The following is a 13,972-nucleotide window of genomic DNA, read 5'->3' as shown; positions in this document are numbered from 1 at the left end:
AGCCTCGCGCTTGCCGCTATCCCCCTATAATTACAGGGCCGCAAGGCAAAAGAAGGTCGATATCGGGCGATGTTCCATGTGGGAAATTCCCTTCAAGGGTCTACATTCAGGCTGTAGGACACAGTTTGAAATAGTCGCTCGGTTGAATCACCCTATGCCGCACCTTATATACCCCGCAGTACGCAACATATTAAGCATGAGGAGAACTCTACAACCATGATGCGCATCCTGCTGTTCTTGGCCACTAACCTGGCGGTCGTACTGATTGCCAGCGTCACCCTGAGCCTTTTCGGCTTCAACGGGTTCATGGCGGCCAATGGGGTTGACCTGAACCTCAATCAGCTGCTGGTTTTCTGTGCGGTCTTTGGTTTTGCCGGCTCGCTGTTCTCGCTGTTCATCTCCAAATGGATGGCGAAGATGAGCACCAGCACCCAGATCATCACCCAGCCCCGCACCCGGCACGAGCAATGGTTGCTGCAGACCGTCGAGCAGTTGTCCCGCGAGGCGGGCATCAAGATGCCCGAAGTCGGGATTTTCCCGGCGTATGAGGCCAATGCCTTTGCGACCGGCTGGAACAAGAACGACGCGCTCGTGGCCGTCAGCCAGGGCATGCTCGAACGCTTCTCGTACGATGAAGTGAAGGCCGTGCTGGCGCATGAGATTGGCCACGTGGCCAACGGCGACATGGTCACCCTGGCGCTGGTACAGGGCGTGGTGAACACCTTCGTGATGTTCTTTGCGCGGATCATCGGCAACTTTGTCGACAAGGTGATCTTCAAAAACGAAGAGGGCCGCGGCATCGCCTACTTCGTGGCGACCATTTTCGCTGAAGTGGTGCTGGGCTTCCTGGCCAGCGCGATCGTGATGTGGTTCTCGCGCAAACGCGAGTTCCGCGCAGACGAAGCCGGTGCGCGCCTTGCCGGTACGGGGGCGATGATCGCGGCGCTGCAACACCTGCGCTCCGAGCAGGGCCTGCCGGTGCATATGCCGGACAGCCTGACCGCCTTTGGTATCAATGGCGGCATCAAGCAGGGCCTGGCTCGCATGTTCATGAGCCACCCACCGTTGGAGGAGCGTATCGACGCACTGCGCCGTCGCGGCTGAGGTCAACGGGCGACACGTACAAGGGGCGATCTGATCGCCCCTTTTTTGCGGGCGCGATTTATATCCTGGTCAGCCGATAGGCACGTTCGTCCAGGCGCGTGACACCGTCCTGCACGAACTTCCAGCTCTCGGCGAGGATGTCGCGCTCTTCCAGCACATCCACCGTCCAATGCGAGCCCAGCAACACCTGCACCTCGTCATGGGCCACGGCAAACGGCGGCCCGGCCTTGAGTGCCTGATCGTAATCCAGGGTGATCAACAGGCCCTCACAGCCAGGGCGCAGCACCTGGTTCAAGTGCTCGGTATAGCGCGCCCGCAGCAACGGCGGTAAAGCGATCAACGCGGCACGGTCGTACAGCGCTGTGCAATCGGCCAATGCCTCGGCGTCCAACGCAAAGAAATCCCCGCACCACACCTCGATCGAGCTGGCCCGATAAACCGTGAACTCACCGTGCCTTGCCATTCGCGGCTGCAGGCCCTGCTCACTGAAGAAGGCCTGCACGGCCTGCTCCGACAGCTCAACTCCGAGCACGCGATGCCCCAGGCTGGCCAGCCATATCAGGTCCAGGCTTTTGCCGCACAGCGGCACCAACACCTGCGCACCGTGAGACAGACCCAGTGAGGGCCAGTGCCGCTGCAAGTAAGGGTTGACCTCGGCCAGGTGAAAGCCGATCTGATTGCGCGCCCAACGGTCAAGCCAGAATTCAGGTTCCATGACTCCCCCCGAAAATTCGATCAAATGGAGCTAAAACTTATATTAGATTTAGATCAATGATCTGATTAAAGATGGGCCCATGTTAACGCTCAGGACCCCTTTTATGCTCCCCAGCCTGTTTATCTCCCACGGTTCGCCCATGCTGGCCCTGCAGCCCGGCGCCTCCGGGCTGTCGCTGCGGCAATTGGCGGCGCACCTGCCAAGGCCAACAGCGATTGTGGTGGTGTCGGCGCATTGGGAAAGCCAGGAATTGCTGGTCAGTGGCAATGCAGCTCCCGAAACCTGGCACGATTTCGGCGGCTTCCCTCGCGAACTGTTCGCCGTGCAGTATCCCGCCCCCGGCGCCCCGGAGTTGGCCCACGCCATCGTCGACTTGCTCCAGGCCGACGGCCTGAGCGCGCGCATCGACAACCAGCGTCCGTTCGACCACGGTACCTGGGTGCCGCTGTCGCTGATGTACCCGGCGGCGGATATTCCGGTGGTGCAGGTGTCGTTGCCCAGTCGCATGGGCCCCGCCCTGCAAACCCGCGTGGGCCGTGCCCTTGCCGACCTGCGAAAACAGCACGTGCTGCTGATCGGCTCCGGCAGCATCACCCACAACCTGGGTGAGCTGGACTGGCACGCCGGGCCGGAAAGCATAGAGCCCTGGGCTCGCGCGTTCCGCGACTGGATCGTGGAAAAGCTCGTGGCAGATGACGAAGCCGCGCTGCACGATTATCGCCTCCGGGCACCGCACGCCGTACGCAACCATCCCAGCGATGAGCACCTGCTGCCCTTGTACTTCGCACGCGGGGCCGGCGGCGCGTTCAGTGTGGCCCACCAGGGCTTTACGATGGGCGCGCTGGGCATGGACATCTACCGCTTCGACTGAGCGCAAAACCCAGGCAAAAAAAATCCCCGAACCGGTCGGGGATTTTTTTATGTGCGATCAATCAACCCAGGGGGCGGATCAATCTTCGCGGTAGCGACGCAGCTTCAGCTGCTTACCGGCAACGCGTGTGTCTTTGAGCTTGGTCAGCAGTTTTTCCAGACCGTCTTCCGGCAGCTCCACCAGGGAGAAGCTGTCGCGGACCTGGATACGACCGATGGCTTCACGTGCCAGACCACCCTCGTTGAGAATAGCGCCCAGCAGGTTCTTGGCAGCGATACCATCGCGCGCGCCCAGGGCGGTACGGCAACGGGCACGACCTTCAGCCAATGGAACCGGAGCGCGACGCTCACGATCACCACGGTCTGGACGGTCGCCGGAACGCTCTGGACGATCACCGCGTGGCGCGCTGTTCGGTACCAGTGGACGTTCTTTCTCGATGGCTGCCAGGGTCAGGGCCTGACCGTTGGTCGCTTTGCGCAGCAGCGCAGCGGCCAGGGCACGTGGAGTGCAACCGATATCGGCGGTCAGGCGATCCAGCAGGTCGCCGTGGGTCGATTCAGCGTCAGCCACCAGGGGGGCCAGGCTGTTGGTCAGTTTCTTGATGCGGGCATCGAGAACGGCCTGGGCATCCGGCAGGCGGACTTCTGCAACTTTCTGACCGGTGACGCGTTCGATCACCTGCAGCATGCGGCGCTCACGTGGCGTCACCAGCAGCAGTGCGCGACCTTCGCGACCGGCGCGGCCGGTACGGCCGATACGGTGAACGTAGGACTCGGGGTCGTAAGGCATGTCAACGTTGAACACGTGGGTGATACGTGGAACGTCGAGGCCACGGGCGGCAACGTCAGTCGCCACAACGATGTCCAGACGGCCATCCTTGAGGGAGTCGATCACGCGCTCACGCTGGTTCTGGGCAATGTCGCCGTTCAGCGCAGCGGCCTTGTAGCCTTTGGCTTCCAGGGCGCTGGCCAGGTCCAGGGTCGCTTGCTTGGTGCGCACGAACATGATCAGGGCATCGAAGTCTTCGACTTCCAGCAGGCTCAATACCGCCGAGGTCTTCTGGTCAGCGTGAACCAACAGGTGAGCCTGTTCGATCGCGGTCACGGTCTGAGTCTTGGTCTGGATCTTCACGTGCTCCGGATCGCGCAGGTGGCGTTCGGCAATGGCACGGATCGACTGTGGCAGGGTGGCCGAGAACAGTACGGTCTGACGGGTCGCCGGCAAGGACTTGAAGATGACTTCCAGGTCATCCATGAAGCCCAGCTTCAACATTTCGTCAGCTTCGTCGAGCACCAGGTGGTTTACGGTCGACAGGACTTTCTCGTCGCGACGCAGGTGGTCGCACAGACGGCCTGGAGTGGCGACAACAATCTGCGCGCCGTTGCGGATGGCCTTGAGCTGCGGGCCCATCGGCGCACCGCCGTAGACGGCCACGACAGTAACGCCCGGCATTTGCTTGGCGTAGGTTTCAAAAGCGGTTGCTACTTGCAGCGCCAACTCGCGGGTTGGCGCCAGGATCAGGGCTTGCGGTTCGCGCTTGGCAGGATCGATGCAGTGCAGGATAGGCAGGGCGAACGCGGCGGTTTTACCGGTACCGGTTTGCGCCTGGCCGATCATGTCCTTGCCGGCCATGATGATCGGGATCGATTGCTGCTGGATAGCCGAAGGTTCTTCGTAGCCGGTCGCTGCGACGGCTGCAAGAATGTTCGGGTTAAGATTAAAAGCGGCGAAGCCGCCGGTTTCCTGGGTCATGGGTCTGCCTCTGAGTGCATCCGCAAAGACCCATGCTCCAAAGCTGCGCATGCCGTGTTGAGACTCAAGAGTCGCCCTGGCTGCTTTGTCGGCGGGGATTTGCGAAAACGAATGAATGAAAAAGATTCGTCAAGGAAGAGTCCGCTGTGCGGACGTGCAGCCGAAGCTGACTTCGGGGAATTGCGCTACCTAAACGCGGCCTGCTTAAAGGCCGGCGCGCACTATACCGGAAATACCTGAAAAAGGGAGCTTTTTTTATCGCCGGGCGCCGATAAAGCGCGTTGCGCCAGAGCTTTTTCAACGCCAGGCCAGGGGCTTGGTTTTTCAAAGGCCCGGCCCCGCTGGTCAAGGCGCTTAAACGGTTCACCTGTCCTGCACGTTCGTTTGGTCCGAAACCTGCTCGCGCACCGCACCGTTAAGTCATCGGGCCTGTCGGCTTTAAGGCACGCTCAGCCACTCAGGTGGCCGGGCGAATCGCCTTGATCAACGGCTGCAACGAGTAACCCAGTCGCGGCGCCAGCGCTTCGGCGCGGCCCGCGAGCGCCTGCATGTCCAACGTTTGATCCAGATCCGATGGCACCAACAGGATCACGTTGCCCTCCTTCACCGGCAATTCCCAGTAGTGGCGGTGGTACAAGCCGCGCAGCAACGCCGCGCCCAATGGCTTGCCATCGTCGGTGGCCCATTGGTTGATGACCAGCCAGCCGCCGGGGTTGAGCTTCTTCTGGCAGTTTTCCAGGAACGCCCAGGCCAAGTGCCCCACGCCGGGGCCGACATCCGTGTACAGGTCGACGAAAATCAGATCGGCCGTCTCCGCGCTTTCCAGCAACTGCAGGGCATCGCCGATGCGAATATACAGACGCGGATCGTCGTCCAGCCCCATGTACTCGATGGCCAGCCGTGGTACATCCGGGCGCAGTTCGATGGCCTCCACGTCTTCCAGCGGCAGGAACTTGAGGCACGCCTGGGTCAGCGTACCGGCACCCAGGCCGAGGAACAGCGCGCTCTCCGGCTGCTCGTGGCACAAAGCGCCAATCAGCATGGCGCGGGTGTAGTCGTATTCCAGCCAGCTTGGGTCGGCAGTGAACACACAGCTCTGCTCAATGGCCTCGCCGAATTCGAGAAACCGGTAATCGGCCACTTCGAGCACACGGATCATGCCGAAGTCATCATGGACCTCGGCCAGCACGCGCTCGACACGCTCCTCTGTCATCACTGCTCCTAAAGGGTTTACCGTGAGGCAAAGGCGCGATTGTCGGCCAACCGGCGGCAGCAGGTCACGCACTAATTGCTGATAACATTGGCGCCCGACCGTCAATCAGCCAATCGAGTTCAAGATGAGCCAACCGTGGAGCCCCGAGAGCTGGCGCGCCCTGCCGATCCAGCAACAACCCCACTACCCGGACGCCGCGCACCTGTTGCAGGTGGAGCAGAGCCTGGCCAGCTACCCGCCGCTGGTGTTTGCCGGGGAAGCACGCGAGTTGCGCCGCCAGTTTGCCGAAGTGACCCAGGGCCGGGCTTTTCTGCTGCAGGGTGGCGACTGCGCCGAAAGTTTCGCCGAGTTCTCCGCCGCAAAAATCCGCGACACCTTCAAGGTGCTGCTGCAGATGGCCATCGTGATGACCTTTGCCGCCGGGTGCCCGGTGGTGAAAGTCGGACGCATGGCCGGCCAATTCGCCAAGCCACGCTCCGCCAATGATGAAACCATCGACGGCATCACCCTGCCCGCCTACCGCGGCGACATCGTCAACGGCATCGGCTTCGACGAAAAAAGCCGCGTGCCCGATCCGGACCGCCTGCTGCAGTCCTACCATCAGTCCACCGCCACCCTCAACCTGCTGCGCGCGTTCGCACAGGGCGGCTTTGCCGATTTGCACCAGGTGCATAAATGGAACCTGGACTTCATTGCCAACTCGGCGCTGGCCGACAAATACAGCCAACTGGCCGACCGCATCGACGAAACCCTGGCTTTCATGCGTGCCTGCGGCATGGACAGTTCGCCGCAACTGCGCGAAACCAGCTTCTTCACCGCCCACGAAGCGTTGCTGCTCAATTATGAACAGGCCTTCGTACGCCGGGACAGCCTGACCAACGACTATTACGACTGCTCGGCCCATATGCTGTGGATCGGCGACCGCACCCGCCAATTGGACGGCGCCCATGTCGAATTCCTGCGCGGGGTGAACAACCCGATCGGGGTCAAGGTCGGCCCAAGCATGGACCCGGACGATCTGATCCGCCTGATCGACATCCTCAACCCGGACAACGACCCCGGCCGCCTCAACCTCATCGCCCGCATGGGCGCCGGCAGGGTCGGCGACCACCTCCCCAACCTGATCCGCGCCGTGCAGCGCGAGGGCAAGCAGGTGCTGTGGAGTTCCGACCCGATGCACGGCAATACGATCAAGGCCAGCAGCGGCTACAAGACTCGGGATTTTGCGCAGATCCTGGCGGAGGTGAAAGCGTTCTTCCAGGTGCATCAGGCCGAGGGCACCTATGCCGGCGGGATCCATATCGAGATGACCGGGCAGAACGTCACCGAATGCATCGGCGGCGCCCGGCCGATCACCGAGGATGGCTTGTCAGACCGCTACCACACCCACTGCGACCCACGGATGAATGCCGATCAATCGCTGGAACTGGCGTTCCTGATTGCCGAGACGTTGAAGCAGGTCAAACGCTGAGACTGGGCCGACGCCCTCGTGGGCAAGCCCACTCCCACAGGGAATGCAGGGTTCGATGCAAAGCATTCCCTGTGGGAGCCGGGCTTGCCCGCGATAAGGCCCTAACGGCCAACATCCAAGCCGATCATCGCGCCGCGCAATCGATCGGCACTGGGCCTTTGGCAATTGAGCTGTATCTGCTGCAACCCCAGCCAGTCGGCCATCTGGCGCAAATTCACGGCCAACGCTTGCATCCCTTCTTCGTCCAGGCCCGGCTCTTCTTCGTGCACCGCATGCACCGCCAGGCGCGAGTGGGCGCGTTCGGCGCGCAGGTCAACCCGCGCGGCGATGCGTTCATTGTGCAGGAACGGCAGCACGTAATAGCCGTACACCCGCTTGTGTTGCGGGGTGTAGATCTCCAGCCGGTAGCGGAAACCAAATAGACGCTCAGTGCGGCTGCGCTCCCAGATCAGTGAATCGAACGGCGACAGCAAGGCACTGGCCAGCACTTTGCGCGGCACGGTTGGGGTTGGCAGGCAGTACGCCGGTTGCTTCCAGCCCTGCACCCGACAACTGAGCAACTGGCCCGCATCCACCAGCTCGGCGAGGCGAGTGCGGCTGTCGGCGGGATCCAGTCGAAAGTAATCACGCAGGTCTTTTTCGGTGCCCACGCCCAAGGCGGTGGCGCTGTGCAACAACAGCGCGCGCTGAGCCTCGGCTTCGCTTACGCGGATGCGCAGGATATCGCTGGGGATGACCCGCTCCGGCAAATCGTACAGACGCTCGAAGCCACGTCGACCGGCCACAGTGACCAGGCCTGCCGCGAACAGCCATTCCAGCGCGTGCTTCTCGTCACTCCAGTCCCACCACGGCCCGGCGCGCTCTGCTCGGGTCGACAGGCTGCCCGCGCCAAGCGCGCCCTGTTGCTCCACGGTCTTCAGCACGCGCTGGATCACCGCCTGTTGTTCACGACCGAAACGCGCCATCTGCGCATAAATGCCCTGCCCCTGCTGCGCCCGCGCCATGCGCCAGCGCATCAATGGGTACAGCGCCATCGGCAGCAACGAGGCCTCATGCCCCCAGTACTCGAACAACGAACGCCGCCGCCCCTGACTCCAGGCCGCTTGTTCGAGAATCGACGGGGAATAGCTGCCCAGGCGCGAAAACAGCGGCAGGTAATGGGCACGCACCAACGCGTTGACCGAGTCGATCTGCAGTACCCCCAGACGCTCGATCAAGCGGTTTACATGAGCGGCCTTGATCAGCGCCGGCGGCTGCCGCCCGGCGAAGCCTTGGGCCGCCAACACCAGGCGGCGCGCTTGCTTGAGTGAAAAACACGGGTCGGCGGGCATGTCAGTCTCCATCGGGCCTCGCCGCCTACCCTACTGCATCCATGGCTATTTTCGCAGCGGGTCCTGCCAAAAATGCTGATGACGCTCGCGCTCAACGTCAGCGCGGTTGAGACCAAGGTCCTTCAATGCGTCGTCGCTCAAAGTGGCCAGCAACTGACGCTCCTGATGCAATGCCTGCCACCGGCTCACGACCTGAAACAGCCCGGCAAACGGGCGCTTCGCCAACAGCACAAAACCTTTCTGACCTTTCATCCTGTCACCCTCCCTTGGGGATGACGCCAGTGTGTGCGCGGGGCTATGATCAATCCAACGAATGTTTCTTATGCAACACATCTCCGAGATTGATCAATTGTCCGGCTACCCAAGTATCGATACAGACGTACTGCGCACCTTCGTGGCCATTGCCGATCATGGCGGTTTTACCCGCGCCGGTGAGTCGGTCAACCGCACTCAGTCGGCGGTAAGCATGCAGATGAAGCGCCTGGAGGAAGATGTGCTGCAGCGCAAGCTGTTCGAGCGCGAGGGTCGCCAGGTGCGATTGACGCCGGAGGGCCAGGTGTTGCTGGGGTATGCGCGGCGTATCCTCAAGCTGCACAGCGAAGTGTTCAACACCTTGCGTGAGCCGCATATGGTCGGGCTGGTGCGCATCGGCACGCCTGACGACTACGTGATGCGCTTCCTGCCGGGTATTCTCAAGCCATTTTCCAAGGCGTATCCGTTGATCCAGATCGAGATGCATTGTGAGTCGTCAGCGGTGCTGATGCAGCGACGGGATCTGGCGTTAACCGTGGTCAGCCGCGAGCCGGGCAACGAACTCGGCGAGCTGCTGCGTACCGAGCGCATGGTGTGGGCCGCGTCCCCGTGCTTTTGCGCGGACGAACACGACGCGCTGCCACTGGCAGTGTCCGGCAACGATTGCGTCTATACCCAATGGACCCGCGCCGCGCTGGAGGCGGCCGGACGGGACTATCGCCTGGCCTATCACAGCACCAACGTCGCGGCGATCCAGGCGGTGGTCAACGCCGGGCTGGCGGTGATGATCTGCATGGAAAGCCTGGTGACCGAGGAGTTGCGCGTGCTCGGCAGCGACGAAGGCTTCCCGCCGCTGCCGTCGATGAACCTGCATTTGTTGCGCAACGCAACGATGACCTCGCCGATCACCGAATGCCTGGCCGATTACATCCGTGAAGGCTTCAGACTTTGAACATCAACATCACCGCACACGCCACCAGAAAGCCGCAGAACAAGCCGCGCAGCAGCCGTTCCGGCATCGCATGGGCGACTTTCACGCCCCAGCTGATGCTGAGCAACCCGCCGATGGCCAGCGGCATACCGATCATCCAATCCACTTCATGATGCCAGGCATAGGTCACCAGGGTCACGCTGGTGCTGGGCAGAGCGAGCGCGAGCGACAAGCCTTGCGCGACTACCTGGGTCGTGCCGAACACGCTGGTCAATAGGGGTGTGGCGACGACCGCGCCGCCGACCCCGAACAAACCACCCATGGAGCCGGACGCCGCACCCAACACGCCCAGCCACGGCCAGCTGTAGCGCATGTGCGCCGTAGGCGGCGCGTTGCGTGTGAACATGCGCAGCACGTTGTAAGCCGACAGCACCAGCAAAAACGCGATAAAGCCAATGCGCATCGCCCCGGCATCCAGACCAACCGCCCAGATCGATCCCAGCCAGGCGAAGATAAACCCCATCACGCCCAACGGTAAGGCGTGGCGCAATTCGATACGGTTGCGTTGATGATAGCGCCACAGCGCCAGCATCACGTTGGGCACCACCATGACCAGCGCCGTGCCCTGGGCAATCTGTTGATCCAGGCCGAACAGCACGCCCAGCACCGGGATAGCAATCAGCCCGCCACCAATGCCAAACAGCCCGCCGACCGTGCCGAGGGCCGCGCCCAATACCAGGTAAATCGCTACATCCAACACCGTGTGTGACTCCGCATACCCCAAGACCTTGCATGCTACGCAGTCGTGCCTGGCGCGGAAACGCACAGCAACGCACAATGGCTATGCCGATCTCGCACAAGCAGCCGCCATGAATCCCAATACCCTGACCGATCAACTGAGTCTTTTCCTGGATGTGCTGGAGACCGGCAGTTTTTCCGCCGCCGCGCGTCGCCATCCGATCACGCCGTCGGCAGTGGCCCGACGTATCGACAGCCTGGAAAATTCGGTTGGCAGTCGCCTGTTCCAACGCAGCACCCACGCGGTGGTGCCGACCCCGGCGGGCATGGCGTTTGCCGAGCGCGCGCGGCGGATTGTCAGCGAGCTGCAACTGGCGAGAGCCGAAGCGGTGTCCCTGAGTCACGCGCCGGAAGGCCTGATTCGGGTGGACGCGCCGGCGGCCTTCGGTCGGCGTCACCTGGCGCCGGTGATCGCCGACTTTCTCAACGTGTACCCCGGACTGGATGTGCACCTGCATCTGATCGACAGCTTCGTGGACATGCAGGGCGCACATCTGGGCAAAGTCGACCTGGTGCTGCGCGCCGGCCATATCGTCGATACGCGGCTGATCGCCACTCCTCTGGCCAGTATCGTGCGCATCGCCTGCGCCAGCCCGGCGTACCTGAAAAGTCGCGGCACGCCGACCCACCCTCGTGAATTGAGCGACCACGACGGCCTGGACTGGGATGGCCTGGCACCGATGTTCGCCTGGCGCTTCGAACTCGACGGGCGCCGTGCCACTTACCGCCCGCAGCGTATCCGCATGAGTGCCAACAACGCAGAGGCTCTGCTTTGCGGCGCGTTGGCCGGATTAGGTATCGCTCACCTGCCGACCTGGCTGGCCAGTGAATATCTGGTGCGCGGCGAACTGTTGCCCTTGTTCTGCCAGGAAGGCCTGCCCAATCCGGAAACCACCGGGATCTACGCGCTGCGCCTGGAACAGCAGCCCAATGCGCGCAGTCGTTTGTTGCTTGAATACCTCAAGTCACGTTTCAGCCCGGTGCCGCCCTGGGACCTGGCGCTGCAAAGCGGGCTGATCTGAACGGCGGGTCAGAATTACCTGGCGCATTAAAGATTTGCCCGCTAGATTCAAAATCAGACCTATTTTTTAAGGCACCACCCATGAGCAAAAATCCCGCACCCTGCGAATCCTTGATGTTGGACAACCAGCTGTGCTTCGCGCTGCACTCCACCTCGCTGCTGATGACCAAGGTCTACAAACCGTTGCTGCAAGCGCTTGGCCTGACCTATCCGCAGTACCTGGCCATGATGGTGTTGTGGGAAGAAGATGGGTTGACCGTCGGCGAAATCAGCAGCCGTCTGCTGACCGATCCGGGGTCTCTGACCCCCCTGCTCAAACGCCTGGAAGTAGAAGGCCTGCTCAGCCGTACCCGCAGTCGTGAAGATGAACGCATAGTGGTGGTGGAGCTTACCGACGCCGGCCGCGCCTTGCAGGATAAGGCCATGGGCATTCCTCAGTGCATTCTTGGCGCCAGTGGTCTGGAGCTTGAGCAATTGCGCAAGCTACAGGCTGACTTGCTGGCATTGCGCGGCAACCTGCAGAACGCGATCTGAACACCGCCACACCCAGGTGAGCGTGGGCTCGCGACCCCGATAGCCTGGGGTCCGCCAGCCCGCCTGTCACTGTCATACCGTCATCGGCATAAGCCCTCTCGTACCCCCGGTTTGCAGTGCCTCAAAAAATAGTTGTGAATTTATCTTGCGCACCAAACATTAGCGCTATACATTCGCTCTCACCAACTACTTAGCGCGCAAACTTTTAGCGCTAAAAAAAATCGAGGGCTCTACCATGCAAACACTCTATACCGCAGTAGCCACCGCCACCGGCGGCCGTGATGGTCGTGCTGTTTCCAGCGACAATATTCTCGATGTCAAACTTTCTACCCCCAAAGAATTGGGCGGTGCCGGTGGCCAGGCCACTAACCCTGAACAATTGTTTGCCGCCGGTTACTCGGCTTGCTTCATCGGCGCGTTGAAGTTCGTCGCCGGCCAGACCAAGCGCAAGGTCCCGGACAACGCGGCAATCACTGCCCACGTGGGCATCGGCCAGATCCCCGGCGGTTTCGGCCTGGACATCGATCTGCATATCAGCCTGCCCGGCCTGGCCCAGGATGACGCGCAAAGCCTGGTCGACGCGGCTCACCAGGTCTGCCCGTACTCCAACGCCACCCGTGGCAACGTTGATGTACGTCTGCACGTAACCGTCTGATCACCTCTGCCGCCCAAGGAGAAGCACATGAACACCATTGGTAAAGCGCTCACCGGCACCCTGCTCGCCCTGTCCATCGGCAACGCATTTGCCGCAACCGGCGATGTGGAACACAGCACCCAGGCCTTTCTGGATGCGTTGAACAGCGGCACCGGCAAGCCGATCGAACAACTGACGCCCAAGGAAGCCCGCGCGGTGCTGACCGGAGCTCAGGCCGGGGTTAAGCTGACGCTGCCCGAGGCGGACGTGAGCCACAAAACCATCCAGGTCGACGGCCAGCCGCTGGACCTGACCATCGTGCGTCCGGCCGGGGTCAAGGGCACATTGCCGGTGTTTATGTTCTTCCACGGTGGCGGCTGGGTGCTGGGGGATTATCCGACACATGAACGCCTGGTACGGGACCTGGTGGCAGGTTCGGGAGCCGCGGCGGTGTTCGTCAACTACACACCGTCACCCGAAGCGCATTACCCGGTGGCGATCAATCAGGCCTACGGGGCCACGAAGTGGGTGGCCGAGCACGGCAAGGAAATTAATGTCGACGGCAAGCGCCTGGCAGTGGCGGGCAACAGTGTCGGCGGCAACATGGCTGCGGTGGTCAGCCTGATGGCCAAAGACAAGGGCACGCCGGCGATCAAGTTCCAACTGCTGTTGTGGCCGGTGACGGATGCCAACTTCGAGACGGCTTCGTACAACCAATACGCCGAAGGGCACTTCCTCACCAGGAACATGATGAAATGGTTCTGGGACAACTACACCACCGACCCTAAACAGCGCGCCGAGATCTACGCCTCACCGCTGCGCGCCACCACCGCACAACTTAAAGGCCTGCCGCCGGCCATGGTGCAGACCGCCAGCGCCGACGTGCTGCGCGACGAGGGCGAGGCCTATGCCCGTAAGTTGGATGAAGCCGGGGTACCGGTGACGGCTGTGCGCTACAACGGCATGATCCACGATTACGGGTTGCTCAACGTAGTCAGCCAGGTGCCGGCGGTGCGTTCGGCACTGCTGCAGGCGTCGGATGAGCTTAAGCAACACCTGAAGTAATCAAGCAGCGCCCATGAAAAAGCCCGACGCTAGGTCGGGCTTTTTTTCGTATCGTGTCTCGTCCTGAATAAGGTTTACACCTTCTGACCTATCATCAGGAGGAACCAATGGATTCAATAAAAAGGCGCAGTCAGCGTGATTACACACTGGGCTTTAAATTGGCGGTCGTCGATCAGGTTGAAAAGGGCGAACTGAGTTATAAAGAGGCTCAACGGCGCTATGGGATTCAGGGGCGGTCGACTGTGCTGGTGTGGTTACGCAAGCATGGACGGCAGGACTG

Annotated in this window: 15 protein-coding genes; 9 read left to right on the top strand and 6 right to left on the bottom strand. The window is 61.7% G+C overall.

What is annotated here, in order from left to right; all coding sequences use genetic code 11:
• Positions 1–216: 216 nt before the first annotated feature.
• Positions 217–1,104, top strand: coding sequence for a protease HtpX (htpX, locus tag G7025_RS24390; RefSeq protein WP_181081576.1), 888 nt, complete (start codon positions 217–219; stop codon positions 1,102–1,104).
• A gap of 58 nt (positions 1,105–1,162) precedes the next feature.
• Here the strand turns inward: htpX and G7025_RS24385 are convergent, their stop codons facing one another.
• The gene (locus G7025_RS24385) at positions 1,163–1,819 is read right to left on the bottom strand and encodes a thiopurine S-methyltransferase (RefSeq protein WP_181081575.1); all 657 of its coding nucleotides are present in this window, start codon (positions 1,817–1,819) and stop codon (positions 1,163–1,165) included.
• Between the two features lie 103 nt (positions 1,820–1,922).
• Here G7025_RS24385 and G7025_RS24380 point away from each other — a divergent pair, with 103 nt between their 5' ends.
• Positions 1,923–2,690, top strand: a complete 768-nt coding sequence (locus tag G7025_RS24380) for a DODA-type extradiol aromatic ring-opening family dioxygenase (RefSeq protein ID WP_181081574.1) — start codon at positions 1,923–1,925, stop codon at positions 2,688–2,690.
• Between the two features lie 78 nt (positions 2,691–2,768).
• On the opposite strand, the gene G7025_RS24375 is transcribed toward G7025_RS24380, so the two are convergent.
• Positions 2,769–4,442 (bottom strand): DEAD/DEAH box helicase, encoded by a 1,674-nt coding sequence (locus tag G7025_RS24375; protein ID WP_181081573.1) that lies wholly within the window; start codon positions 4,440–4,442, stop codon positions 2,769–2,771.
• 457 nt (positions 4,443–4,899) lie between these two features.
• Positions 4,900–5,655, bottom strand: a complete 756-nt coding sequence (locus G7025_RS24370) for a spermidine synthase (RefSeq protein ID WP_181081572.1) — start codon at positions 5,653–5,655, stop codon at positions 4,900–4,902.
• Between the two features lie 124 nt (positions 5,656–5,779).
• Here G7025_RS24370 and G7025_RS24365 point away from each other — a divergent pair, with 124 nt between their 5' ends.
• Positions 5,780–7,126, top strand: a complete 1,347-nt coding sequence (locus tag G7025_RS24365; protein ID WP_181081571.1) for a class II 3-deoxy-7-phosphoheptulonate synthase — start codon at positions 5,780–5,782, stop codon at positions 7,124–7,126.
• Positions 7,127–7,227: 101 nt separating this feature from the next.
• On the opposite strand, the gene G7025_RS24360 is transcribed toward G7025_RS24365, so the two are convergent.
• A complete protein-coding gene (locus G7025_RS24360; RefSeq protein ID WP_181081570.1) occupies positions 7,228–8,457 on the bottom strand; it encodes a winged helix-turn-helix domain-containing protein in 1,230 nt (409 codons plus the stop codon).
• Between the two features lie 45 nt (positions 8,458–8,502).
• Entirely contained in the window at positions 8,503–8,709 is a 207-nt protein-coding gene (locus G7025_RS24355) for a DUF1127 domain-containing protein (RefSeq protein WP_181081569.1), read from the bottom strand.
• Between the two features lie 70 nt (positions 8,710–8,779).
• Here G7025_RS24355 and G7025_RS24350 point away from each other — a divergent pair, with 70 nt between their 5' ends.
• The gene (locus G7025_RS24350) at positions 8,780–9,661 is read left to right on the top strand and encodes a LysR family transcriptional regulator (RefSeq protein WP_181081568.1); all 882 of its coding nucleotides are present in this window, start codon (positions 8,780–8,782) and stop codon (positions 9,659–9,661) included.
• On the opposite strand, the gene G7025_RS24345 is transcribed toward G7025_RS24350, so the two are convergent.
• On the bottom strand, positions 9,651–10,400 hold the full coding sequence (locus tag G7025_RS24345) for a sulfite exporter TauE/SafE family protein (RefSeq protein WP_181081567.1): 750 nt from the start codon (positions 10,398–10,400) through the stop codon (positions 9,651–9,653). The genes G7025_RS24350 and G7025_RS24345 overlap by 11 nt on opposite strands.
• Before the next feature lie 109 nt (positions 10,401–10,509).
• Here G7025_RS24345 and G7025_RS24340 point away from each other — a divergent pair, with 109 nt between their 5' ends.
• The 5 genes from G7025_RS24340 to G7025_RS24320 all read left to right on the top strand — a co-directional run.
• Positions 10,510–11,460: a LysR family transcriptional regulator gene (locus G7025_RS24340; RefSeq protein ID WP_181081566.1), complete on the top strand. Its 951-nt coding sequence runs from the start codon at positions 10,510–10,512 to the stop codon at positions 11,458–11,460.
• A gap of 80 nt (positions 11,461–11,540) precedes the next feature.
• Positions 11,541–11,993 carry a MarR family winged helix-turn-helix transcriptional regulator gene (locus G7025_RS24335; RefSeq protein WP_181081565.1) on the top strand — a complete coding sequence of 151 codons (453 nt, stop codon included), beginning with the start codon at positions 11,541–11,543 and terminating at the stop codon, positions 11,991–11,993.
• Positions 11,994–12,228: 235 nt separating this feature from the next.
• On the top strand, positions 12,229–12,648 hold the full coding sequence (locus G7025_RS24330; protein ID WP_181081564.1) for an organic hydroperoxide resistance protein: 420 nt from the start codon (positions 12,229–12,231) through the stop codon (positions 12,646–12,648).
• A gap of 27 nt (positions 12,649–12,675) precedes the next feature.
• Positions 12,676–13,692 (top strand): alpha/beta hydrolase, encoded by a 1,017-nt coding sequence (locus G7025_RS24325; protein ID WP_181081563.1) that lies wholly within the window; start codon positions 12,676–12,678, stop codon positions 13,690–13,692.
• 107 nt (positions 13,693–13,799) lie between these two features.
• Positions 13,800–13,972 (top strand): helix-turn-helix domain-containing protein (locus tag G7025_RS24320; RefSeq protein ID WP_181081562.1); only part of this gene is annotated, 173 nt, incomplete at its 3' end.

Origin of the sequence: Pseudomonas lurida, assembly GCF_013522705.1 — a bacterium.
GTDB classification, from domain to species: Bacteria; Pseudomonadota; Gammaproteobacteria; order Pseudomonadales; family Pseudomonadaceae; genus Aquipseudomonas; species Aquipseudomonas quebecensis.
This window is presented reverse-complemented; position numbering and strand designations above follow the sequence as displayed.